Source organism: Pontibacillus sp. ABV4_188, assembly GCF_056311905.1.
In genome coordinates this window covers 1,626,739-1,649,095 of record NZ_CM149975.1, presented here as the reverse complement: position 1 = coordinate 1,649,095, position 22,357 = coordinate 1,626,739, and the positions used below count along the sequence as shown (strand labels likewise).

20 protein-coding genes are annotated in these 22,357 nt (G+C 40.0%); 7 read left to right on the top strand and 13 right to left on the bottom strand.

Annotation, left to right across the window (positions count from 1 at the left end):
• Positions 1-144 precede the first annotated feature (144 nt).
• Positions 145-1,044 carry a polysaccharide deacetylase family protein gene (locus tag ACYX4O_RS08360; protein WP_476356291.1) on the bottom strand — a complete coding sequence of 300 codons (900 nt, stop codon included), beginning with the start codon at positions 1,042-1,044 and terminating at the stop codon, positions 145-147.
• A gap of 149 nt (positions 1,045-1,193) precedes the next feature.
• On the opposite strand from ACYX4O_RS08360, the gene ACYX4O_RS08355 reads away from it, so the two are divergent.
• Both ACYX4O_RS08355 and ACYX4O_RS08350 read left to right on the top strand, forming a co-directional pair.
• Positions 1,194-2,255 (top strand): FUSC family protein, encoded by a 1,062-nt coding sequence (locus ACYX4O_RS08355; protein WP_476356289.1) that lies wholly within the window; start codon positions 1,194-1,196, stop codon positions 2,253-2,255.
• 68 nt (positions 2,256-2,323) lie between these two features.
• Positions 2,324-3,868: a glycine betaine uptake BCCT transporter gene (locus tag ACYX4O_RS08350; protein ID WP_476356287.1), complete on the top strand. Its 1,545-nt coding sequence runs from the start codon at positions 2,324-2,326 to the stop codon at positions 3,866-3,868.
• A 60-nt stretch (positions 3,869-3,928) separates the two neighbouring features.
• Here ACYX4O_RS08350 and ACYX4O_RS08345 read toward each other — a convergent pair whose 3' ends face one another.
• Positions 3,929-4,180, bottom strand: coding sequence for a hypothetical protein (locus ACYX4O_RS08345; protein WP_476356285.1), 252 nt, complete (start codon positions 4,178-4,180; stop codon positions 3,929-3,931).
• 163 nt (positions 4,181-4,343) lie between these two features.
• Here ACYX4O_RS08345 and ACYX4O_RS08340 point away from each other — a divergent pair, with 163 nt between their 5' ends.
• Positions 4,344-4,739, top strand: coding sequence for a hypothetical protein (locus ACYX4O_RS08340; protein ID WP_476356283.1), 396 nt, complete (start codon positions 4,344-4,346; stop codon positions 4,737-4,739).
• A gap of 620 nt (positions 4,740-5,359) precedes the next feature.
• Here the strand turns inward: ACYX4O_RS08340 and lpdA are convergent.
• The 5 genes from lpdA to ACYX4O_RS08315 form a co-directional block, all read right to left on the bottom strand.
• Positions 5,360-6,766: a dihydrolipoyl dehydrogenase gene (gene lpdA, locus ACYX4O_RS08335; protein WP_476356281.1), complete on the bottom strand. Its 1,407-nt coding sequence runs from the start codon at positions 6,764-6,766 to the stop codon at positions 5,360-5,362.
• Positions 6,767-6,770: 4 nt separating this feature from the next.
• Positions 6,771-8,066, bottom strand: coding sequence for a dihydrolipoamide acetyltransferase family protein (locus ACYX4O_RS08330; RefSeq protein ID WP_476356279.1), 1,296 nt, complete (start codon positions 8,064-8,066; stop codon positions 6,771-6,773).
• A 27-nt stretch (positions 8,067-8,093) separates the two neighbouring features.
• Entirely contained in the window at positions 8,094-9,071 is a 978-nt protein-coding gene (locus tag ACYX4O_RS08325; protein ID WP_476356277.1) for an alpha-ketoacid dehydrogenase subunit beta, read from the bottom strand.
• 3 nt (positions 9,072-9,074) lie between these two features.
• Positions 9,075-10,154, bottom strand: a complete 1,080-nt coding sequence (gene pdhA / locus ACYX4O_RS08320; RefSeq protein ID WP_036780944.1) for a pyruvate dehydrogenase (acetyl-transferring) E1 component subunit alpha — start codon at positions 10,152-10,154, stop codon at positions 9,075-9,077.
• 432 nt (positions 10,155-10,586) lie between these two features.
• Complete coding sequence (locus ACYX4O_RS08315) at positions 10,587-11,357, bottom strand: YkyA family protein (RefSeq protein ID WP_476356275.1); 771 nt, start codon at positions 11,355-11,357, stop codon at positions 10,587-10,589.
• Between the two features lie 246 nt (positions 11,358-11,603).
• Here ACYX4O_RS08315 and def point away from each other — a divergent pair, with 246 nt between their 5' ends.
• Positions 11,604-12,158, top strand: coding sequence for a peptide deformylase (gene def / locus ACYX4O_RS08310; RefSeq protein WP_476356273.1), 555 nt, complete (start codon positions 11,604-11,606; stop codon positions 12,156-12,158).
• A 261-nt stretch (positions 12,159-12,419) separates the two neighbouring features.
• On the opposite strand, the gene ACYX4O_RS08305 is transcribed toward def, so the two are convergent.
• Together ACYX4O_RS08305 and ACYX4O_RS08300 are read right to left on the bottom strand one after the other, a co-directional pair.
• Complete coding sequence (locus ACYX4O_RS08305) at positions 12,420-13,199, bottom strand: Cof-type HAD-IIB family hydrolase (protein ID WP_476356271.1); 780 nt, start codon at positions 13,197-13,199, stop codon at positions 12,420-12,422.
• Positions 13,174-14,082 (bottom strand): DMT family transporter, encoded by a 909-nt coding sequence (locus ACYX4O_RS08300; protein ID WP_476356269.1) that lies wholly within the window; start codon positions 14,080-14,082, stop codon positions 13,174-13,176. The genes ACYX4O_RS08305 and ACYX4O_RS08300 overlap by 26 nt, the downstream gene beginning before the upstream one ends.
• Before the next feature lie 328 nt (positions 14,083-14,410).
• Here ACYX4O_RS08300 and ACYX4O_RS08295 point away from each other — a divergent pair, with 328 nt between their 5' ends.
• Genes ACYX4O_RS08295 through rnjA form a run of 3 tightly spaced genes read left to right on the top strand, consistent with a single transcriptional unit; the run spans position 14,411 to position 16,440 of the window.
• Complete coding sequence (locus ACYX4O_RS08295; RefSeq protein ID WP_476356267.1) at positions 14,411-14,536, top strand: hypothetical protein; 126 nt, start codon at positions 14,411-14,413, stop codon at positions 14,534-14,536.
• Positions 14,537-14,559: 23 nt separating this feature from the next.
• Complete coding sequence (locus ACYX4O_RS08290) at positions 14,560-14,769, top strand: DNA-dependent RNA polymerase subunit epsilon (protein WP_207529954.1); 210 nt, start codon at positions 14,560-14,562, stop codon at positions 14,767-14,769.
• A gap of 3 nt (positions 14,770-14,772) precedes the next feature.
• Positions 14,773-16,440: a ribonuclease J1 gene (gene rnjA / locus ACYX4O_RS08285; RefSeq protein WP_476356265.1), complete on the top strand. Its 1,668-nt coding sequence runs from the start codon at positions 14,773-14,775 to the stop codon at positions 16,438-16,440.
• Positions 16,441-17,110: 670 nt separating this feature from the next.
• Here the strand turns inward: rnjA and ACYX4O_RS08280 are convergent.
• The 4 genes from ACYX4O_RS08280 to ACYX4O_RS08265 all read right to left on the bottom strand — a co-directional run bounded on the left by ACYX4O_RS08280 (position 17,111) and on the right by ACYX4O_RS08265 (position 22,149).
• A complete protein-coding gene (locus tag ACYX4O_RS08280) occupies positions 17,111-18,838 on the bottom strand; it encodes a pyruvate oxidase (RefSeq protein WP_476356263.1) in 1,728 nt (575 codons plus the stop codon).
• 121 nt (positions 18,839-18,959) lie between these two features.
• Positions 18,960-19,631: a potassium channel family protein gene (locus ACYX4O_RS08275; protein WP_476356261.1), complete on the bottom strand. Its 672-nt coding sequence runs from the start codon at positions 19,629-19,631 to the stop codon at positions 18,960-18,962.
• 155 nt (positions 19,632-19,786) lie between these two features.
• On the bottom strand, positions 19,787-20,800 hold the full coding sequence (locus ACYX4O_RS08270) for a cytochrome d ubiquinol oxidase subunit II (protein WP_476356259.1): 1,014 nt from the start codon (positions 20,798-20,800) through the stop codon (positions 19,787-19,789).
• Positions 20,797-22,149 (bottom strand): cytochrome ubiquinol oxidase subunit I, encoded by a 1,353-nt coding sequence (locus ACYX4O_RS08265; RefSeq protein WP_476356257.1) that lies wholly within the window; start codon positions 22,147-22,149, stop codon positions 20,797-20,799. Before ACYX4O_RS08265 ends, ACYX4O_RS08270 begins: the two co-directional genes overlap by 4 nt.
• Positions 22,150-22,357: the final 208 nt, after the last annotated feature.

The following is a 22,357-nucleotide window of genomic DNA, read 5'->3' as shown; positions in this document are numbered from 1 at the left end:
AATCTATACGCTGTTTCCGCACGAAATATAGCTTGTCTTGTGAAAAATGTTCTTCATTAAAAGGAAATATGTACGTTGCTCTAATAAGCTTAAATGCATAAAGACAAAAAAGAAGCCTTCATGAGAAGACTTCTTTAGGAACTGTTATTCACCTGGTTTCTGAATTTCCGCAGGGTCTACAATACCATATCCTTTATCCCTTAGGCCTCCAATAATATCTTTAAGACCTGCTGATGTCCATTCACGGTCATGCATAAGTAAGTTGGATCCATTCCCAAGTAGCGGGGTATTCACCATAATATCTGTGATGGATTCTTTCGTCATGTAATCAGCCTTAAAATCATATCCGTAGCTCCAGTTCATTTGGACCATTCCTTCTTCTTCTACAACTTGAAGGGCATAGTCAGTGTTAACTCCATGGGGAGCACGGAAGAACTTTGGTCGTTCACCAATAACCTCTTCAATTTTATTACTAAGAGATACGATTTCCTCACGTTGCTTTTCTTGAGTAACATCATCAAGCTTTTGGTGAGTGTAAGTGTGATTCCCTATTTCAAAACCCATTTCATGAATTTGTTTAAGAATTTCTTGCTTTTCTTCTGATTCGATAAAATGACCATTCACAAAGAAAATCGCAGGAGCATTTAGTTTTTTCAGAGTTTTGGCCATTTCTAAACCGTACTCATCAGGGGCGTCATCAATTGTAAGAAGAACAACTTGTTCGTTTACCCCCTCTTTCCCATCTAAGGGAACAACTGATGAAACCCCATTAATTTTATACTTTGGTTCCACTGGCTCTTCCGTTGCTACTTCTTCTTCCTCCTCACCTGCAGAATCTTTATCCTCTTCAGATGAAGGATCGCTTTCTTCTTTGTTCTCGCTGTCTTCATTTTGGTTTTCATCTTCACTGGCCATTGATTCATCTTCTTCTTGAGTTTCTTGATCGTTTGATTCATCTTCTGTTTTTCCCGTTGTTTCATCTTGAGCACAAGCGGCTAAACTAAAGATGGAAACAAGTAATACGAGCATCATCCATTTTTTCAATTTTGTTTCCCCCTATATATGTAATAACATGGTGCACATTCCCATTATAATAAAGACTTTACCCATATCCTATTGTTTTTTAACAAAAACATCTAATAAAATAAAGAATAGGACTTTGTTCCTTCAATAAACTTAATAAGGTGAGTTCAATGGTTTCTTTATTAAAAAAATTCAATATTCTAGGCAGCCGAACACTGAAGACAGGTATTTCCGTCTTCGTTACAGCATTTATTTGTTTATTATTTAACTTACCCGTTACCTTTGCTGTCATCACAGCTATTGTAACGATTGAGAACACAGCTGCAGACTCCATAAAAAAAGCGCTTGTTCGATTTCCTGCTTCTGCTATTGGAGCTCTTTTAGCTGCATTATCCTTTGGAATACTTGGCCAAAACGCCTTAACGTTTGCTCTGGCAGCAACACTTACCATAGCTGTTTGTTATCGACTTAAGCTCTATGACGGAATATTAGTTGCGACAATAACGGCCGTTGCCATGATCCCTGATTTCGATAGCCATTACATTGCATCTTTTTTCAGCAGACTTGGTACCACATCAATAGGTATCGTTGTTTCAAGCCTTGTGAACTTCTTCTTACTTCCACCCGACTACTCTAAAATGATCTATAAGAATGTAGAAGAATTGTTTTGTCAGGCAGCTGATATCTTAGACCATACACTCCAAACTTGTATGGACAAGCAATCTGAAGAAAGTCGCAGAATGCAAAGGACTTACAGACAATTAACCTTTAAGCTCGAGAAGACGTATCAACTTTCTCAATTCCAGCGTGAAGAGTGGAAATACCATAAGCATTCTAAACAGGACATGCAGGCCTTTCAGTATGCTCAAAAGAAATTAAACACGTTACAACAAATTGTTTACCATCTAGGAAACTTACAGTACGTTAACTTAAATGTAAATGCCTTTAGTAAAGATGAAAAATCCTTAATCTTAAGTATCATTTCTTCGATGGCGGAAATATTAAGAACACCATCACATGAAATGACAGATGAACACTTCAAACAGATTGAAGCCTTAGACAAAGAGTTTTGGCACTGGAAAGAGGAGCATATTGAGCAAAATTCAAAATATCGCCACCACTTCCCGCCTCAAACAATTGTCATATATGAGTTACTTTGTCTGCATGATGTATTAGAGGAACTAGAAGAAATTTCACGTGATAAGTATCGTCTAATACAGCTTCAAGATTAATGTTTGAAGATCTCATCAGGTCATTCCTTGCTTTTTGCAAGGTATCCTGAAAGGAATGAGAAACTTCAATGAAAAACGTAACAAAGGTATTTTTCCTTTCTATTGGTGTAGCCATTTTATTCATCATTTGGGGAGTCATCCCGAAAGAAACACTACCCAATTACAACTTAAATACGGTAACAAGCAACATCCAAGGGTTTTTAGTGGAGAAGTTTGGTTGGTTTTACTTGTTGTCTTCAACTGGATTTTTGATCTTTGCTATTTTCCTTATCTTTTCTAAGTATGGAAATATTAAGCTTGGAAAAGACACAGATGAACCAGAATACCCGTATATCACATGGTTTGCTATGCTGTTTAGCGCTGGGATGGGTATTGGACTCATATTTTGGGGAGCTGCTGAACCTATAGCTCATTTTCACAACCCTCCCCTTGCTGACTCGCAAACTCCAGCAGCAGCACGAGAAGCTCTTCGGTACAGCTTCTTCCATTGGGGTCTACATCCGTGGGGAATATACGCAGTCATCGCACTTGCCCTTGCTTACTTCCAATTTAGGAAAGAAGCTCCGGGGCTGATTAGCTCTATTTTAACACCACTATTAGGTGAAAAGCGCACTAGCGGAGCTTTAGGGACATTAGTCGATTTTATCGCAGTGTTTGCTACAATTTTTGGTGTAGCTACTTCTCTTGGTTTTGGGGCCAAACAAATTTCAGGAGGAGTCACGTTTTTAATTGATGGTTTAGAAGATACGTTTATGGTTCAGTTAATCATTATTTTGATTGTGACGTTTCTTTACATGATTTCAGCTCAAACCGGTCTAAATAAAGGAATTAAATATTTGAGTAACACCAATATCGTATTGGCTATTGCTTTAATGCTTTTCCTTCTATTTGCAGGGCCTACAAACTTTATCATGGATTTATTCACCACCACATTCGGAAGTTATTTACAAAACTTGCCCTCTATGAGCTTTAAGCTAAGTCCTTTCGAACAGAACTCATGGACTCAAGACTGGACGATCTTTTACTGGGCTTGGTGGATTGCATGGGCACCATTTGTAGGAACATTCATTGCACGAGTTTCTAAGGGACGCACCGTTCGTGAATTTATTCTTGGAGTATTATTAGTACCGACTATATTCGGGGCTTTATGGTTCTCTGTTTTTGGAGGCACGGCCATTAATTTAGAGTTCTTCCAAGATGCTAAAATTCAAGAACTAGTTGCAGAAAACGGGTCAGAAGTGGCTTTATTCAGCGTACTTGACCAAGTTCCAATTGGTGGAGTTATGTCTGTAATCGCCATTTTACTCATCAGCACATTTTTTATTACTTCTGCCGATTCGGCAACCTTTGTGTTAGGAATGCAAACAACTAATGGTGACCTTAACCCCTCAAATAAAGTGAAATTTATCTGGGGACTTGTCCAATCTACTGCAGCAGCTGTGTTACTTTGGCAAGGAGGTTTAGGCGCGCTACAAACAGCTTCAATTATAGCTGCCTTTCCTTTTGCTATGATTATGATTTTAATGGTTTTCTCCCTTCTAATATCATTTAAAGAAGAAGCTCAACGATATCCGTTAACCAGACAGAAGAGAAAGCCAAAGGAAGAGAATTAACTAATATGAGATAACGCTTAGAGTAATGAACTCTAAGCGTTTTTATTTTGTAAATCCATATCATAAAATTGTAATCCAAGAAAATAACATATGCCCCCCTGTAATTAACGCAAAGCTTGCTATTACGTGTGGCAAGCTTTCTTTTTTAGAAAAATGATACCTCTTTAAAAGCTGTGTGATAACGACTAGAAATAAACCGAACAATATAGCTTGAAACATCCAGTGGTCTTTCCTAGATATATGGATCACAAGCAAATAGCCACTCCAAAATATAAAGAGCACATTATATAAAAACCAATACTTCTTGCTCAAACCTAACCACCTCCCCTACTCGGACATGCTTTATTACAGTATATGTTTCAGACATGAGGAGTATTTTTCATTTATGTAACATTTAGATAACATTAGGAGAATTATTAAAAATGTCTGATACAATGAACACAATAATATAGCAAGTAGGTAGGTGAAGCATGTTTTGAGTATGAAGTGGCTTCCATTAGCATTTTTATTAGTCCTATTTACCGGATCATGTACAGACCAAAAAGATGCTTCCGTGGATGTATATAAAATGAATCCAACAGAAGACTATGAAGTTTTCTTTTACTCGAATAAAGCTACAATTGAGCTAGAAGAAGAATATATTAACGCACTTTTAGAATTAAAATTATCCAATGATAATCATACATCTCCTCTCACTCTGACAAAGACCAGATCTACAACAGAAGCTAAAGAGAGAGAAACGATTCATCAATATCCAGCATTAGTCATTCAAAGAGAAGGTAATACAATGGCAACCATTTCTGGCAAGAAAGCAAAGCATGACATTCTTAAGGTTATAAACGACTCCATACAAAAGCTCCCCTCCTCCTAAAACGTTACCACATCGGTAACGTTTTTTTGCCTGATGGTATTTATTCTCATATATTAGCCCCCTTATATGGAACACTTGAAGTTGAGAGGATGCTTCCGTTTGGTCAAATTGAGAGTAAGGTGGTTCGAGAAATCACTCGCTTTCCGCGGCGAGCTGGGAAGCCTCCTCGTTCGCTACGCTCTCTATGGGGTCTCCCCGAGGCTCCTACTGCCGCAGGAGTCTCGCGATTCCCCGAACCACCTTTTCCATATATAGAGGGAACGGAAGCACGCTTCATAAGGGGCCGGGTTGTTGAAGCCCCGCTATACTAGAGATGCGGGGCCGTTCCACAACTTCTGATAAGGGGTGTCTGGGGAATGGGGAGACTCCTGCGGGAGAAAGAGGTCGACGAGATCCCGCAGGGTGGTTTTCCCGAGGAAGCTCGACAGCTCGCCCGCGGAAAGCGAGTCGTTCCCCAGACACCCCAAGCTCCCAACAAAATAACGGCCCCATACACACTAAAATGTCTCAGTTTCGAGTCCTCAATAATCCTGCCCTATTCTTGAATAATCATATAAATAATTAAATTGAACATAAAAAATCCCCTGATCATTACGATCAGGGGATTTTGATAGGAAAGATTAAACAGTGTGAATTGGTTTGCCTAGAGCTACTTCTGCAGCTTCCATAGAGATCTCACCTAGAGTTGGGTGAGCATGGATTGTAAGAGCTAAGTCTTCTGCAGTCATGCCAGATTCAATCGCTAAACCAAGCTCAGCGATCATGTCACTAGCGTTTGCCCCAGCGATTTGAGCACCAATAACAAGACCGTCATCTTTACGTGTTACAAGTTTCAAGAAGCCATCTGTATTGTTAAGAGAAAGCGCACGGCCATTCGCTGCGAATGGGAACTTAGATGCTTTAACTTCATAACCAGCATCTTTCGCTTCTTGCTCTGTGTAACCAACACTTGCAAGTTCTGGCTCAGAGAATACAACAGCTGGGATGCCGTGGTAATCAATTTCAGAAGCAAGGCCACTAATTGCTTCAGCTGCAATCTTACCTTCGTAAGATGCTTTGTGAGCAAGTGGAGGTCCAGCAACGATATCGCCGATTGCGTAAATGTTGTCTACGTTAGAACGACACTGCTTGTCGATCTTGATTAGACCTTTATCATCCATTTCAACACCAGCTTGTTCTAAACCAAGCTCATCTGTGTTTGGCTTACGGCCTACTGTTACAAGAACGTAGTCAGCGTCTACGGAATGAGTTTCACCTTTAGCTTCGTAACTTACTGTTACGCCACTATCTGTTTCCTCAACACCTTGAGCCATAGCGTTTGTAACGATGTTAACGCCTTTGTTCTTAAGGTTCTTCTTAACAAGCTGACGCATTTGTTTTTCGAAACCTAAAAGAATGTCGTCTTGACCTTCAAGGATCGTTACTTCTGTACCGAAGTTTGCATATGCAGTACCAAGTTCAGTACCGATATACCCACCACCGATAACAACCATTTTTTCAGGGATCTCATCTAGGTTAAGAGCACCTGTTGAATGGATTACACGCTCGCTGTATTTGAACGTAGGAAGCTCGATCGGACGAGAACCTGTTGCAATAATACAGTTGTTGAACGTATAGGTTTGAGCATTCTTTTCGTCCATAACACGTACAGTGTTTTTGTCTACGAAGAATACTTCACCTTTCACGATGTCTACCTTGTTGCCTTTAAGAAGGCTTTCAACGCCGCTAGTCAGTTTGTTTACAACTTGGCCTTTCCACTCTTGAACTTTAGAGAAGTCCACAGAAACGTTTTCTGTTTTAATTCCCATTTCGTCAGCACCTTGAGCGTGCTCGTAGCGGTGACCAGCTTGGATTAGTGCTTTAGATGGGATACACCCAACGTTTAAACAAACACCACCAAGATTACCTTTGTCTACAATTGTTACGTTTTGACCTTCTTGAGCGGCACGGATGGCAGCTACATAGCCACCAGGTCCAGCGCCGACAACAAGCGTGTCAAGTTCGATTGGAAAATCTCCTACTACCATACGATTACGCCTCCATCATGATTAGTTGTGGATCGTTCAGTAAACGTTTGATTTGGTTCATTGCGTTCTGTGCAGTCGCACCATCGATTAGACGGTGGTCGAAGCTTAGAGATAATGCAAGAACCGGAGCTACGACTACTTCGCCATCTTTAACAACTGGTTTTTCTGCAATACGGCCGATACCTAGGATTGCAACTTCTGGGTGGTTGATAACTGGAGTGAACCACTGACCACCAGCAGAACCAATGTTTGTGATTGTGCAAGAAGCGCCTTTCATCTCCTCACCTGATAGTTTACCATCACGTGCTTTTCCTGCCAATTCATTGATTTCAGAAGAAATACCAAAGATTGACTTGCGATCAGCATCTTTAACAACTGGTACAACAAGACCTTTATCAGTGTCTGCAGCAATACCAATGTTGTAGTAGTGCTTGTGTACGATTTCTTGCGTTTCATCATCAAGAGAAGTATTCAAGATTGGGTACTTCTTAAGTGTAGAAACTAGAGCACGTACTACGTATGGAAGATACGTAAGTTTGATATCTTGATCTGCAGCAACTTGTTTAAACTTCTTACGGTGAGCAACTAGCTCAGTTACGTCAACTTCGTCCATAAGTGTAACGTGTGGAGCTGTTTGCTTAGAGTTAACCATTGCTTTAGAGATCGCTTTACGCATACCGCTCATCTTCTCACGAGACTCTGGGTACTCACCTTGAGGTGCAGCTTGCGTTTGAGTTTGCGCCTCTTCTTGAGCTGGAGCTTCATCAGCTTCTGCTTCAGCTGCTTCAGAAGTTTGACCGCCGTTTAGGTAAGCATCGATGTCTTCTTTAAGAATACGGCTGTTCTTACCAGAGCCAGATACTTTCGCAATATTCACGTTGTTTTCACGTGCATATTTACGAACAGATGGCATTGCAATAACGCGCTTGTCGCTTGCTTCGTCATCTTGTGCAGCTGGTTCTTGTTGTTGGTCATTTTGAGTAGATTCTTCTTTAGGAGCTTCTTCTTGCTTCTCCTCTTCTTTAGAACCTTCATCAGAACCACCAGTGTTATCCTCATAACCAGGTGCGTCAAATGTGATAATAACTGTACCTACAGTTGTTACTTCACCTTCGTCAACGTGAACGTCTGTAACCGTACCATCAACTGGAGAAGGGATTTCTACAACTGCTTTATCGTTTTGGACTTCGCAAAGAACATCGTCTTCTTTAACTTCGTCACCTTTTTTTACAAACCATTTTGCAATTTCGCCTTCGTGGATACCTTCACCGATATCCGGTAGCTTAAATTCGTAAGCCACTATGATTCCCTCCTATCGTAAGTTGGATTAAAAGTTCATTACTGTGTTTACTTTTTCAAGGATGTCGTTATGGTTTGGTAACCAAACTTCCTCAGCTGAAGAGAATGGATAAACTGTGTCTGGTGCTGCTACACGTAGAACTGGAGCTTCTAGGTGTAAGATTGCACGTTCTTGAATTTCAGAAGCTACGTGTGCAACGATACCCGCTTGCTTTTGAGCTTCTTGAATAACTACGACACGGTTTGTTTTCTCTACGGATTCGATGATTGTTTCATAATCTACTGGGCTTACTGTACGTAAGTCGATTACTTCAGCATCTACACCGTCTTTTTCTAACTGTTCAGCAGCTTTAAGAGCAGAGTGAACCATAGCACCATACGCTACTAACGTCACATCTTTACCTTCACGCTTAACGTCAGCTTTTCCAAGTTCAATTGTGTACTCTTCTTCAGGTACCTCGCCACGGAATGAACGGTAAAGTTTCATGTGCTCTAGGAAGATAACCGGATCGTTGTCACGAATAGACTGGATAAGAAGTCCTTTCGCATCATATGGAGTAGATGGGATAACAACTTTAAGTCCAGGCTGTTGTGCCATAAGTCCTTCTAGAGAGTCTGCGTGTAATTCAGGTGTGTGTACACCACCACCGAAAGGAGAACGTACTGTTACAGGCATGTTGTAAGAATTACCAGAACGGTAACGATAACGTGCCATTTGGCCGCTGATAGCATCCATTACTTCAAATACGAAACCAAAGAACTGAATCTCAGGTACCGGACGGAAACCTTGAAGTGCTAGACCGATTGACATACCACCAATACCAGACTCTGCTAATGGTGTGTCAAATACGCGATCTTCGCCAAAATCAGCTTGAAGACCTTCAGTCGCACGGAATACACCGCCGTTTTGGCCAACGTCTTCACCGAAGATTAGCACGTTTTCATCATTTTTAAGCTCTGTGCGCATTGCATCAGTAATAGCTTGGATCATTGTCATTTGTGCCATGGCTTACTTCGACTCCTTTTCTTTATATTCTTCCATTTGATCTTGTAGGTTCTGTGGAAGTTCTTCGTGCATAAGAGAAATTAGGTCAGTAACCTTTTGTTTAGGTTGCTCATCTGCTTTCTTGATCGCAGCTTTAATTTCTTCTTTAGCATTTTCAATAACTTCATTTTCTTTATCTTCAGACCATAGGCCTTTAGCTTCTAAGAATTTACGGAAACGAACTAGTGGGTCTTTCTTTTCCCATTCGTTTTCTTCATCTTCAACACGGTAGCGAGTCGGGTCGTCCCCTGCCATCGTGTGTGGACCGTAACGGTAAGTTAACGTCTCAATTAGAGTCGGGCCTTCACCGTTAATTGCGCGCTCACGAGCATCTTGAGTAGCTTTGTAAACAGCAAGAACGTCCATACCGTCTACTTGTACACCGTCGATACCAGCAGCAACAGCTTTTTGAGCAATAGTTTGCGCAGCAGACTGTTTTTCAACTGGAACAGAGATTGCGTAGCGGTTGTTTTGAACAATGAAGATCGCAGGAGCACCAAATGCACCAGCAAAGTTCATACCTTCATAGAAGTCACCTTGAGAAGCGCCACCGTCACCAGTGTACGTTACAGCAACATTTTTCTTACCGCGTTTCTTCATACCAAGTGCAACACCAGCAGTTTGTGTGATTTGAGCACCGATAATGATTTGTGGGCTTACTGCGTTTACTTCGCCCATTTGGTTACCGTGGAAGTGACCACGAGAGAATAGGAATGCTTGGTATAGTGGAAGACCATGCCAGATTAACTGAGGCACGTCACGATATCCTGGTAATAGGAAGTCCTCTTTCTCCATAGCAAAATGACTTCCTAGTTGAGAAGCCTCCTGTCCTGCTGTTGGAGCGTAGAATCCTAAGCGTCCTTGACGGTTTAAAGCAATTGAGCGTTGGTCAAGAATACGAGTATACACCATACGGCGCATTAACTCTTGTAAGTCTTCATCAGAAAGATCAGGCATAGCGTCTTGGTTCACAACTTCGCCGTCTTCGTTTAAGATTTGAAACGTTTCAAATTGGTTTTCAACATTTTCGATCGTGCGTTTCAAAGTTCTTCACCTCTTCCTTTCTTATCCATATTAAATTTACTTTTATTAGCTTTCCCAAAAGCAAAAAAAATGTGTACCGAATTTGCTCTTATAATGTTTACCCTCACTGTGAGGAACATAATCGTTTTATAGCAGCCTAAATAAGTATCTGTTTCATACGTCTGGCAAAAAGTAATGGTACAACTTTTTCAACACTTAGTAGTTTAGCTTATGAAGAACTATTTCGTCAAACACTTTGTTCCCACTAACGAATAATTCGTTCCCATTTTTCTAAGAGGCATAAAACACCCAAATGATCCCATATCTGTATTAGTTCATTTTCTACTCTGTATCAATAACAGTTTACGAAATGGATACAGATATTCTTTCACACGTATTAAATCAAACGCGGAGTAGGGCATCAAATAAAATAAGCTGTCCTATAAGGACAGCTTATTTCTCATCACTATTCTGGTCTTCTTCTGACTCTTCTTCATTCGTTTCTGAACTTTTATCGTTCTCTGAAGAAGAATCATCTGAAGAGTTAGTTTGGTCTTGTTCTGAAGTATCCTCAAAATCAATGTTTAATTCTGCTGCTTTATAAAATTCTCTTTTAAGGTCATTGTACTCTTTTGTGAGCTTATTAAAGGCTTCATTCTTCTCGATGACAGACTCGTAACTCTTGTTAATCTTATCAACTTGTTCTTCTAGCTTCTCTTGTGTCAACTCTTTATCTTGGAACATATTGTAAAGTTCTTTATCAAGTTCATTAGATTCCTCATATGCTTTATAAAGTTCCTGATAGGAGTCATATCGTTTATTAAATGCTTCAACCAGTTCATTTGCTTTTTCTTTTGCTTCCTCAGACTCTAAATCCTCAATCAGAGGCTTTACATTATCGAATTCCTCTTTAGCGGACTCAATGCTTTCTTTCTCAACTTCAAGCTTTTCCTGGCGTTTCTTCACAACCTCTAATGCTTCTTGAGATAATTCTTCGATTTTCTCAAATTCTTTCATTCCAAGATTGATAATTTCGTTATAAAGTTCCGTTTCTTGTTGTTCTAATTGAACAAGTGGGTCTTGCTGATCCTTAAATGTATCTTCTAATGTCACAGCTTGCTCTAGATGGTCGTACATTTGTTCAGCAGCAGACGGACCATTATTACACGCAGTGAGAAGGACAGCAGATAGTACCAATACAGAGATTAATTTTCCTAAGCGCAATGTCTATTTCCTCCTTAAGGCGTTTCATTCTTCCAAATTGGAAGAATCTTCACCAGTATATCATATATAATCAACAAAAAGTTACAAAACTGTTACATCTATGCATACCTTGTAACGGAATGTTCCGTTCTTACTTTATGCAATTGAAAAGCAACCATGCCCAAGTGATGCCAAATATTCCATACCTACTTCTTTGTGTGGTACACTATACATTATGAACAAGCTAGAAAGGATTGTGTAAATCTTATGATTACTATGGAAGATATCGTTCGTGAAGGACACCCGGTCTTACGCGAAGTAGCAGATGAGGTTTCTTTGCCTCCTACCGAAGAAGAGCAACAAACATTAGAAGAAATGCTTCAATTTATAAAAAACAGTCAAGATGATGAACTTGCTGCTCAATATGATTTGCGCCCAGGCGTCGGTATTGCAGCACCTCAAATTAATGTTAGCAAACGCATGTTGGCTGTTCACTTTACTGATTTTGACGATAAAGTGTATAGCTATGGCTTATTTAACCCTCGAATTGTTAGTCACTCGGTTGAAAAAGCTTACTTATCCTCTGGAGAAGGTTGTTTATCAGTGGATCGTGATGTACCTGGGTATGTCCCTCGATATGCTCGTATTACTGTAAAAGGCACAGACCTAGAAGGTAATGAAGTTAAGCTTCGCCTGCGAGGCATGGCAGCTATTGTGTTCCAACATGAAATTGATCACTTAAATGGCGTTATGTTCTACGACCATATTAATAATGACAACCCATTCCAAGAGCCAGAGAACGCTTCCGTTATCGACTCTTAAGTTAAGATTAAATTCCAACACTCACTAATTATCCAATAAAACAAGTTCATTCTAAAACGTAACAGAAACGTTCTGGGTATCCCAGGACGTTTTTTTATTCTAATAACCACTTTTTATAGTAATCCCCCACTCCTCTAGCTACTAAACCCCCATTGAAGCCGATTAGAATGAAGACAGAAATGATTGTCTATATACTATAGAAGGCGAAATCGAATTGATTTCGCCTGCGAATAGCAACAGTGCCCTATAAACTTCTGTGCGTTACTCATCTAATAGTCCAACTAATCGAAAACCATGTGAAAGTCCGTTATCAGAAACATCTTTGGTCACATAGTTCGCTACGGCCTTAATCTCATCTGAAGCATTTCCCATTGCAATACCATTTGCAACGAAACCAAGCATTTCACGGTCATTCAATCCATCTCCAAAAGCATAGGTGTTATGATGTTCTACCTCTAAAACTTCCATGAAATGTTTAATCCCTTCTGCTTTAGAGCCACCTCTTGGAATTACGTCTATAGAGTATTCATGCCAACGTATAAAGTCTAACTGACGAGATTGTTCTTCGTATTGCCCCTCCTCACCATGTTGGCAAAACAGTAAAGCTTGGTAAATGGATTTACCTTTATAATAATCGGGATCGATTTCAGGATAAGGTAACTTCAAGCTTCCTATGCTCTGTGTAATATGATGATGTTCCTCAACAGATGCCCTCATTCCCTCTTCATTAAGAAAGACCATTGGGTGTCCAGTTTCATAGGCCTGAGTATATAAAGCCCCTAAGTCCTTTTCCAGCAATGGATTTTCGTATATTACTTTCCCATCATGCACTACATACTGCCCGTTAAAACTTATATATGAATGGATACCTAATTCATCTCTAAGATCAGCAAACATAAAAGGAGCACGACCTGTAGCGATTGCTACTTCAACTCCTTCATGTTGGAGGCGAGCTATGGATTTCTTTGTCTCCTCTGGGATTTCTTTATTGTGATCCACTATTGTTCCATCAATATCAAGAAACACGAGTTTGTTGCTCATGTTGTTTCCCCCTTTTTAATTTCTTGCTTTCTTTAGCTAAGGATACTCCTGTCAGGATAAGAGCTAGCCCAAACACCATGCGAATCGAAAGCGATTCGCTTAGGAATACAGTCCCCCACACTAATGCAGAAACTGGTACCAGATAAGTTACCATGGTTGCAAACTCTGCAGAACCCTTTTGGATTAAATAATAAAAAATATAGATACCTACCCCAGAACCAAATACACCCAGCCCGATTAAAGCGCCAAATATAGGAGGATCTGATACTAAAGTCCAATTAATCGTACCACTCATTTCTGCAAAAATGAATGCATAAAGAGCTGCAACTGTTAACGTCACCGCTGCAACTATTATCGAAGAGACGTTATGTAAGTATCTTTTTATGTATTGAGAGGAGAAGCCGTAACAAATAGCAGCAGCTATCATAGTAGCTATCCCTGCCAACCCGGTATTGAACAATTTCGAACTCCCAAGGTCTATAAGAATAATTATTCCTATAAAGCCAATCATAATTCCAAGCCATTGCTTACCTCTAATTCTAATCCCGAAGCATAACAAACCAATTAAGCCCGTCCAAATAGGCGTCGTAGCATTTAAAACAGATGCTAAACTAGAGGATATGTTTGTTTCACTTAACGCTATAAGCCCCCAAGGCAGAGCATTATTTGTCAGACCCACTAATAGCAAGTGTCCAAAGGGAAGTTTAGTTAGCTGATGTTTCCCCTTCAACATATAAATACCCCATAGTACAACCGCCCCAAATGTACAGCGCCAAAACACCACTTCCCAAATCATCATAGAAGAAACCAAAATTTTAATAAATAAAAATGATGTACCCCAAATGAGAGAAAGTGCTATTAATCCTATATAAAGTTTCTTCAAAGAACCCCCCTCTTTCCTAAACCCTTTAAATGTATAGGAATTTCCATCCAAATTCAATAAGGACTAATAATTCGAAAAAAACACCCGTAAAGAACTATTTTGTGGAGCATACTACAAGAAAGAATAAGAAAAAGTAAAATTCTCTTTCACCTATCTATTCATTTCTAGCTTAAAAGATACTATACTAGAGATAAGAGGGATATGGTCGGCAATACGTTTTTTTTACAGCTTTTCTTCGTATAAGGAAAGGAGTTGTATGACATAATGTTAAAACGTTTGAAGAAAAAGCTTAAAAATCGTTGGAAAGATATCTTGAGTCGAAAATTGTATGCTTAAGCTTTCACTTTATGATGCGGTGGATTACTACAATCTCTTAGCTATAACATTCTATTGTTACCATACAGGTGCAAAACGTGCTATTATATTTACAGGACAAGAATACGGAAATTACTAGGAAGTTAGGAGAGAATTATAATTATGATTTTTAAAGTATTATTTCAAGAAAGGGCTGAAGAAGCTCCTGTTCGAGAACGAACCAAGAGTCTTTATGTAGAAGCAAATACAGAACGTGAAGTACGAACAAAATTGGCCGATCGCAATATCAACATCGAATATGTACAAGGGTTAAATGAAGACCACTTAGCATATGAAAAACAATCTGAAGATTTCGAAGTGGAGAACATATAACCTATGAAGTTTGTAAAAAACGACCAAACCGCAGTATTTGCACTAGGCGGTCTAGGAGAGATCGGTAAAAATACGTACGGCGTCCAGTTCCAGGATGAGATCATCTTGATTGATGCAGGAATTAAGTTTCCTGAAGATGAACTACTTGGAATTGATTACGTCATCCCAGACTACACTTACTTAGTGCAAAACCAAGATAAGATTAAAGGGTTATTCATTACCCACGGCCACGAAGACCACATTGGCGGGATTCCTTATTTGCTTCGCGAATTAAACATCCCGATCTACGGTGGCAAATTAGCGATCGGATTAATTAAGAACAAATTAGAAGAGCATGGGCTTTTACGAAATGCGAAACTTCATACTATTCAAGAAGATGAAATCGTTAAATTCCGTAAAACGTCCGTGACATTCTTCCGTACAACTCACAGTATTCCTGACTCCTATGGTATCGTTGTAAAAACCCCTCCAGGGAACGTTGTTCACACTGGAGACTTCAAGTTCGATTTCACTCCGGTGGGCGAACCTGCAAACTTGCAAAAGATGGCTGAGATCGGAAAAGAAGGTGTACTTTGCCTTCTATCTGACAGTACAAACAGTGAAATCCCAGATTTCACACTTTCTGAAAGTCGCGTAGGCGAAAGTATTAACGATATCTTTACCAAAGTAAAAGGTCGTGTAATCTTTGCAACCTTCGCTTCTAACATCCACAGACTCCAACAAGTCGTGGAAGCATCCGTTCAACATAATCGTAAAGTAGCTGTTTTTGGACGTAGTATGGAAGCCTCAATTAATATTGGAATTGAATTAGGCTATATCAACGCTCCTAAAGATACGTTCGTAGAACATTCACAAATCAATCGACTTCCTGCACACGAAGTAACGATTCTTTGTACAGGTTCTCAAGGAGAGCCAATGGCTGCCCTATCTCGTATTGCTAATGGAACACACCGCCAAATTCAAATTATGCCAGGAGACACTGTAGTATTCTCCTCTTCCCCTATTCCAGGGAACACCGTAAGTGTAAGCCGCGTTATTAACATGTTATATCGTGCTGGTGCAGAAGTTATTCATGGTTCATTAAATGACATCCATACCTCTGGTCATGGTGGTCAGCAAGAGCAAAAGCTTATGTTGCGTTTAATTCAACCGAAATTCTTCATGCCAATTCACGGAGAATTCCGTATGCAGAAACAGCATGCTAAATTAGCTCAAGAAATCGGAATGGACCCAAGTGATTGCTTTATCGCAGACAACGGTGATGTTCTTGCCCTTGGTAAAGATAATGCTATGATCGCTGGTAAGATTCCATCTGGTTCCATCTATGTAGATGGTAGCGGAATCGGTGACATTGGAAACATTGTTCTCCGTGATCGCCGCATCCTTTCTGAAGAAGGGCTTGTGATTGTCGTTGTAAGCATCAATATGAAAGAATTCAAGATTGCTTCAGGACCTGACATCATATCCCGTGGGTTCGTATACATGAGAGAATCAGAAGACCTTATTAACGAAGCACAAAAGATAGTTTCTAAACATCTTGATAAAGTGATGGAACGACGCACAACTCAGTGGTCTGAAATTAAGAATGAAATCACAGACACCATCGCTCCATTCCTTTACGAGAAAACAAAACGTAAACCTATGGTCTTACCTATTATTATGGAAGTGTAAGACACCCTCTTATCGGTTTACCTTATACAATTCGTAAAACAATATGTCATACAACAAGCCCCCATCCATTAGGATGGGGGCTTCCTTTTTTCTTATAGTTATTTTCTATAATAGGATTGTTGAAGACTCGAAACTAAGAGAATGTTTCCGTTTGCGTTGTTAGAGCGTGAGGTGGTTCGGGAAATCACTCGCTTTCCGCGGCGAGCTGGGAAGCCTCCTCAATCGCTACGCGCTCTCCGGGGTCTCCCCTAGGCTCCTACTGCCGCAGGAGTCTCGCAATTTCCCGAACCACCTCTTCCATATATGATGTAACGGAAACATATCGTATGCGGAAATCTTGCAACTCTCTCCACCCTTAAGATGTTGGGACGTTCGTAAAATTATAGCCAGGGTTGTCTGGGGAACGGGGAGACTCCTGTGGGAGAAAGAGGTCGACGAGACCCCGGACTGAACGGGAACGCAGTGAGGGAGGAGGCTCGACAGCTCGCCCGCGGAAAGCGAGTCGTTCCCCAGACAACCCAAGCACTCGAAAAACGTAACGGCCCCGTCTACATAAAGATATCCCAGCTTCATATAAAGGCGCTTATGTGGTAGAAGAAGCCAACTGCAAATATGAACAGAGCCAATCAAAAAACGAGTGTGGAATTATATATTCCACACTCGAAAAGATTTAGTTAAACAAGCGTTTCGTCGCTGTCTTCAACGGTGGTAATTCAATTTTACCACTTTCAAAGAACTCTTTAATTAAATACTGTGTATAATGAACCGCTTGCTCATACCCAATATTACCTGGAAGTGGTGCTTGGTCCTCTATAGCTACATCAATAATAGCTGGTTTGTCAGAGAGGAAGGCTTTTTGCATGGCGCCTTCTAGGTCTTGTCTTTTCTCAACACGATATCCTTCCCCACCGCAGCTTTCTGCGAATTTGGCGAAGTCCATATCTCCAAGCTCCGTTGCATAATGAAGGTGCCCCATAGCTTCCTGCTCGTATTGGATCATACCGATCTTACTATTGTTTAATACAATTACTTTAAGTGGCAACTTATATTTAACAGCTGTGATAAAGTCCTGCATGTTCATAGCAAATCCACCATCGCCACATACTGCAATAGACTGTTTATTAGGGTATGCTAGTTGGCCTGCGATAGCACCAGGTAATCCACATCCCATTGTCGCTAACCAGCCTGATATTACCATCTTCTGGCGAACCATAGATAGATACCTTGCAACCCATACCGTCACGTTTCCTACATCACTTGATATAATTGCATCTTCAGGCATGACTTTCTCTAGTTCATACATAACCTGTGGGCCGTTAATTGGATCTGTGTTCGCACGCTTTTGCATTTGCATACTTACACGCCACTCATCCATCTGTTTTTGATATTTTTCAAGATGTTCTTGATTATCCTTCGTTTCTATATGATCATTCAGCCATTGGAGTGTATCCTTTGTGCTTCCTGCAAGACCAATTTGGACAGGATAGTGTTTGCCGATTTTACTTGGGTCAATATCAATCTGAATAGCCTTTGTATCTTCAGGAAGAAAATCACGGTAAGGGAACGAGGTACCGATCATTAGAAGCAAGTCTGCGTCTTTCATTGCATTATAGGCTGGTTGTGTTCCAATTTGACCATGTTGCCCCATGCAAAGAGGATGATTATCTGGAATTATCCCTTTGGCTAATAATGATAAAATGACGGGTGAATGTATAGTCTCCGCAAATTCCACTAATTCTTCCTGCGCATGAGCGGCCCCTTTACCTGCTAAAATAACAGGTTTCTTTGCTTCCGCTATGGCTTCTTTAGCTTCAATAAGTGATTTCTCAGACGGAAAGACTTCTGTTTTCGCATAGACAGAAGACGTTAATTTCTCTTCATATTTCTGCTTAACAGCTGATAGGTCATCCGGAATAATAAGGACAGATACACCGTTATTTACATATGCTTCTCTTAACGCTTGATTGACTAAGTCCGGTAGCTGTTGTGCACTTTGCACACGTTTATTGAAAACAGCAACACCATCAAACATACGTTCTAAATTCTCTTCTTGGAAAGCCCCTGTTCCTACTTCTTCACTTGGAACCTGGCCAACAAGAGCGAGTACTGGAGCACTGTCAGCTTTCGCATCATAAAGGCCATTAACTAAGTGAGTAGCACCTGGTCCACCAATTGATAAGCAAACGCCAACTTTGCCCGTTAACTTCGCATAGGATGAAGCCGCAAGTGCACCGACTTCTTCGTGTCTAACTTGAATAAATTGTAGATCATCTTGACGACTACGAAAATCATCCATAAGTTCATTTATGGAATCTCCAGGCATCCCATAAATATGGTCGATTCCCCAATCGTCTATAAGTAAGTTCGTTACGATTTCTCCAGTTCTTTTTTCGAACATAGCGATTCATCCTTTCTAAGTACAATACTTTAATGCTATGCCCGTTCTGAGCCAGAAAAAAACTTTTTTATGATAGAAAAAGACAGCACTCTAAATGAGAGCGCTGTCTTCTTATCATTTTTTATTCATCATCTTCTACTACTAAGTTTTTCTCAAAACGAGAAATGTCTTTATCTTCACCAATAATAATTAGTACATCTTCTTCTAATATTACTTCTGATGCTAGAGGTGATACGTTGATTTCTTTATTTCTCTTAATACCGACTACGTTACAACCATAGCGAGCACGTATGTCCAAGTCTACTAGGGTTTTTCCAATCATTTTCTTTCCGGCTTTAACTTCTACAACGGAATGATCATCTGATAATTCTAAGTAGTCTAGCACGTTGTTTGAAATAATATTATGTGCAATTCGCTTACCCATGTCCCGTTCTGGATGAACAACTTGGTCAGCACCAATTTTATTTAACACTTTCTCATGATAATCATTTTGTGCCTTTACGGTTATCTTCTTAATACCTAATTCCTTTAACATTAATGTAGTAAGAATACTAGCTTGTTGATTATCACCAATGGCTACGATGACGTGGTCAATATTTCGAATACCTAATTCTTTTAGAACATTTTCATCTGTAGAGTCCGCAATGACAGCATGGGAGGCAATATCTTTATATTCATTCACCTTATCTTCATCAAGGTCCATAGCCAACACTTCCATTCCTTCACGGCTTAATTCTTTACAAATACTGCCGCCAAATCGGCCAAGACCAATAACTGCATATTCTTTCTTCATGCGTGATCCCCCATTCCTTCACATTTACCTTACATCATATTATCATAGATCTGTTTACTATGGGAAGTTCATCTTATACCAAACCAAGCCCCTTTACAAATGTGAACTCAAGTCATAAAAAAGAGACGCTCTTATCAAGAACGTCCCGGCATATATTACTTTTTCCCTTTCACATACTCTGCATCAAATAGAAACATGCGCATTAAAAGAATAAGAGAAGGAATAAGAAGGAGCAATCCAGCAATAAACACAATGACAAGTGCAAGCCCCATTGCTTCATTCGTTACAGAACTTTCGACCGTAATAAATGGTTCTAATAAATATGGCAAGTGTCCAGCTCCATAACCAAAGAAAGCAAAGAAGAACTGGAACATAACGAAGATAAAAGCTAGACCATAACGTTTTTGTTGATAAACAAGCAATAAAGCACCTAAAAAGAAAGCTACACTAAGACCAAACATCCACCACAAATCAAGCATCTTTTCAAAATGACGAGCGTTATGCTGACTCATAGCAATAAATGTAGTCAAACTAGCAATAATAGTCGGTGATCCCCAGAAAAGCGTATACTTTCTCATTAATTCAAGAGCAGGTTGATCATTAGCTTTATAGGCATAAAAAGTTAAGAAGGCTGCACTAATAAATAAGACCGAAACAATAGCAAGGAATACAACGCTCCATGAATATGGACTAGTTAATAGCTCTCCTGTTAAAAGACGAACCCCATTATCCGTCTCTGCAATAAAGCCTCCTTCTGATATGGTCATGGCTGTGCTTAATGACGCTGGTATTAACAAGCCCGTTGCTCCATATAAAAACATAAAGAAATCACTTTTTTTGGACCCGTAGTTTTCAAATGCATAAAAAGAACCTCGGATAGCAATCAACACAATAGCAATACTTCCTGGTATAAGTAAAGATTGCCCAAAGTAATAAGCGGCATCCGGAAAGAATCCGACAAGACCAACGAAAAAGAAGACAAAAAACACGTTCGTTACCTCCCACACCGGGGACAGATACCTACTTATTAATTGGTTAATGATATGGTCTTGTTTAGTTCTCTTGGCGTAGTAAGCGAAAAAGCCTGCACCAAAGTCAACAGAAGCTACAATTAAGTAGCCGTACAAAAAGATCCATAGGACCGTAATCCCTATCATTTCATAACTCATTTATGCCCACCTCGCTTCGCTACATCTGGATACCTTTTCTCTAACTCTAGCTCTGCGGGATTGTTTTTAAACATTTTGCGTAAGACTGAGATAGCTCCTCCCCCGAGCACAACATACAAAGCAAGGAATAATAAAAACATCCAGCCTACGTGCGGAGACGTTGTTGCTCCCTCGGCCACTTTCATAAATCCTCTTAAAATCCAAGGTTGTCGACCAACTTCTGCGAAAATCCAACCAAATTCAATAGCAAGCATCGCACCAGGGCCATTGATCACAATAAGCCATAGCAGCCATTTATTATTCTCATTCCACTTCTTAAGTTTTGAGAACAACAGGTATAAGAAGGAAACGCCTAAAGCGTACATTCCAAGCATAACCATAAGGTCAAACATGTAGTGAATCCAAAGTGGAGGTGTCTCATCTTCTGGAAATTCATTTAAACCTGTTACTTCACTATCAAAGGAACCGTGAGCAAGGAAGCTTAGTGCATTAGGTAGACGAAGTGCATTTTCTACTTCATTATCCTCATTCAACGTACCAAATACAATTAAATCCGCATTCTCCTCTGTCTCAAAGTGCCACTCTGCTGCAGCTAATTTTTCAGGCTGTTCGTTAGCCAGGAATTTAGCTGAAAGGTCTCCGGCAATAGCCGTTGTAATAGCAAATATAAACGTAGCCACCATCATAAGTTTCAACGCTTTCTTATGATAGTCAGAAGTATTCTTCTTCAAGATCGCAAAAGCTGCAATAGCTGCTAAAATCGCAGCAGAAGTTAAGTAGCTTGATGACACCACGTGAAATACTTTCGTGGGTGTAGCCGGATTGAACATAGCTGCTAATGGATCAACGTTAGTTAGAGTTCGACCTTCAAGATCAAATCCTTGAGGTGTATTCATAAACGCATTCACAGTGGTAATAAAGAAAGCGGACATTGTAGCACCGGCTACAACAGGTATGGAAAGCAACCAGTGGTAAATCGGATTTTTAAAACGATCCCATGTGTACAGATAAATTCCTAGAAATATAGCTTCAAAGAAAAAAGCAAATGTTTCCATAAATAAAGGTAGTGCTATAACGTTTCCAGCGAACTGCATAAATTTAGGCCATAATAAAGATAGCTGAAGCCCGATAGCGGTACCTGTTACAACACCTACTGCAACAGTAATGGTAAACCCGCGGGCCCATCTCCTAGCTAGCAATGTGTAGTTGGCATCTTTCTTCTTAATTCCTATAAATTCTGCTATTGAGATCATAACCGGGATCCCAACGCCTACTGTTGCAAATATAATATGGAAAACCAGCGTTAAACCCGTTAACATCCGGCTCATCATGGCACTATCTAATTCCATTTAGCATGACCTCCCCTATATAACTCTATTTCCCTAGTCATTCACTTCATAGTTTTATTACTCTATTTCCATTGTACTAACAGTATAAACCCTCTCACAATCTCGTTGGGAATGAACCAATGACAGTTTTGTGACACATTTCACAAAGTCATATAAATAAAAAAGTTCTATCAAAGACCCTATCTTATATCGAAGGTCGTCTACTGTT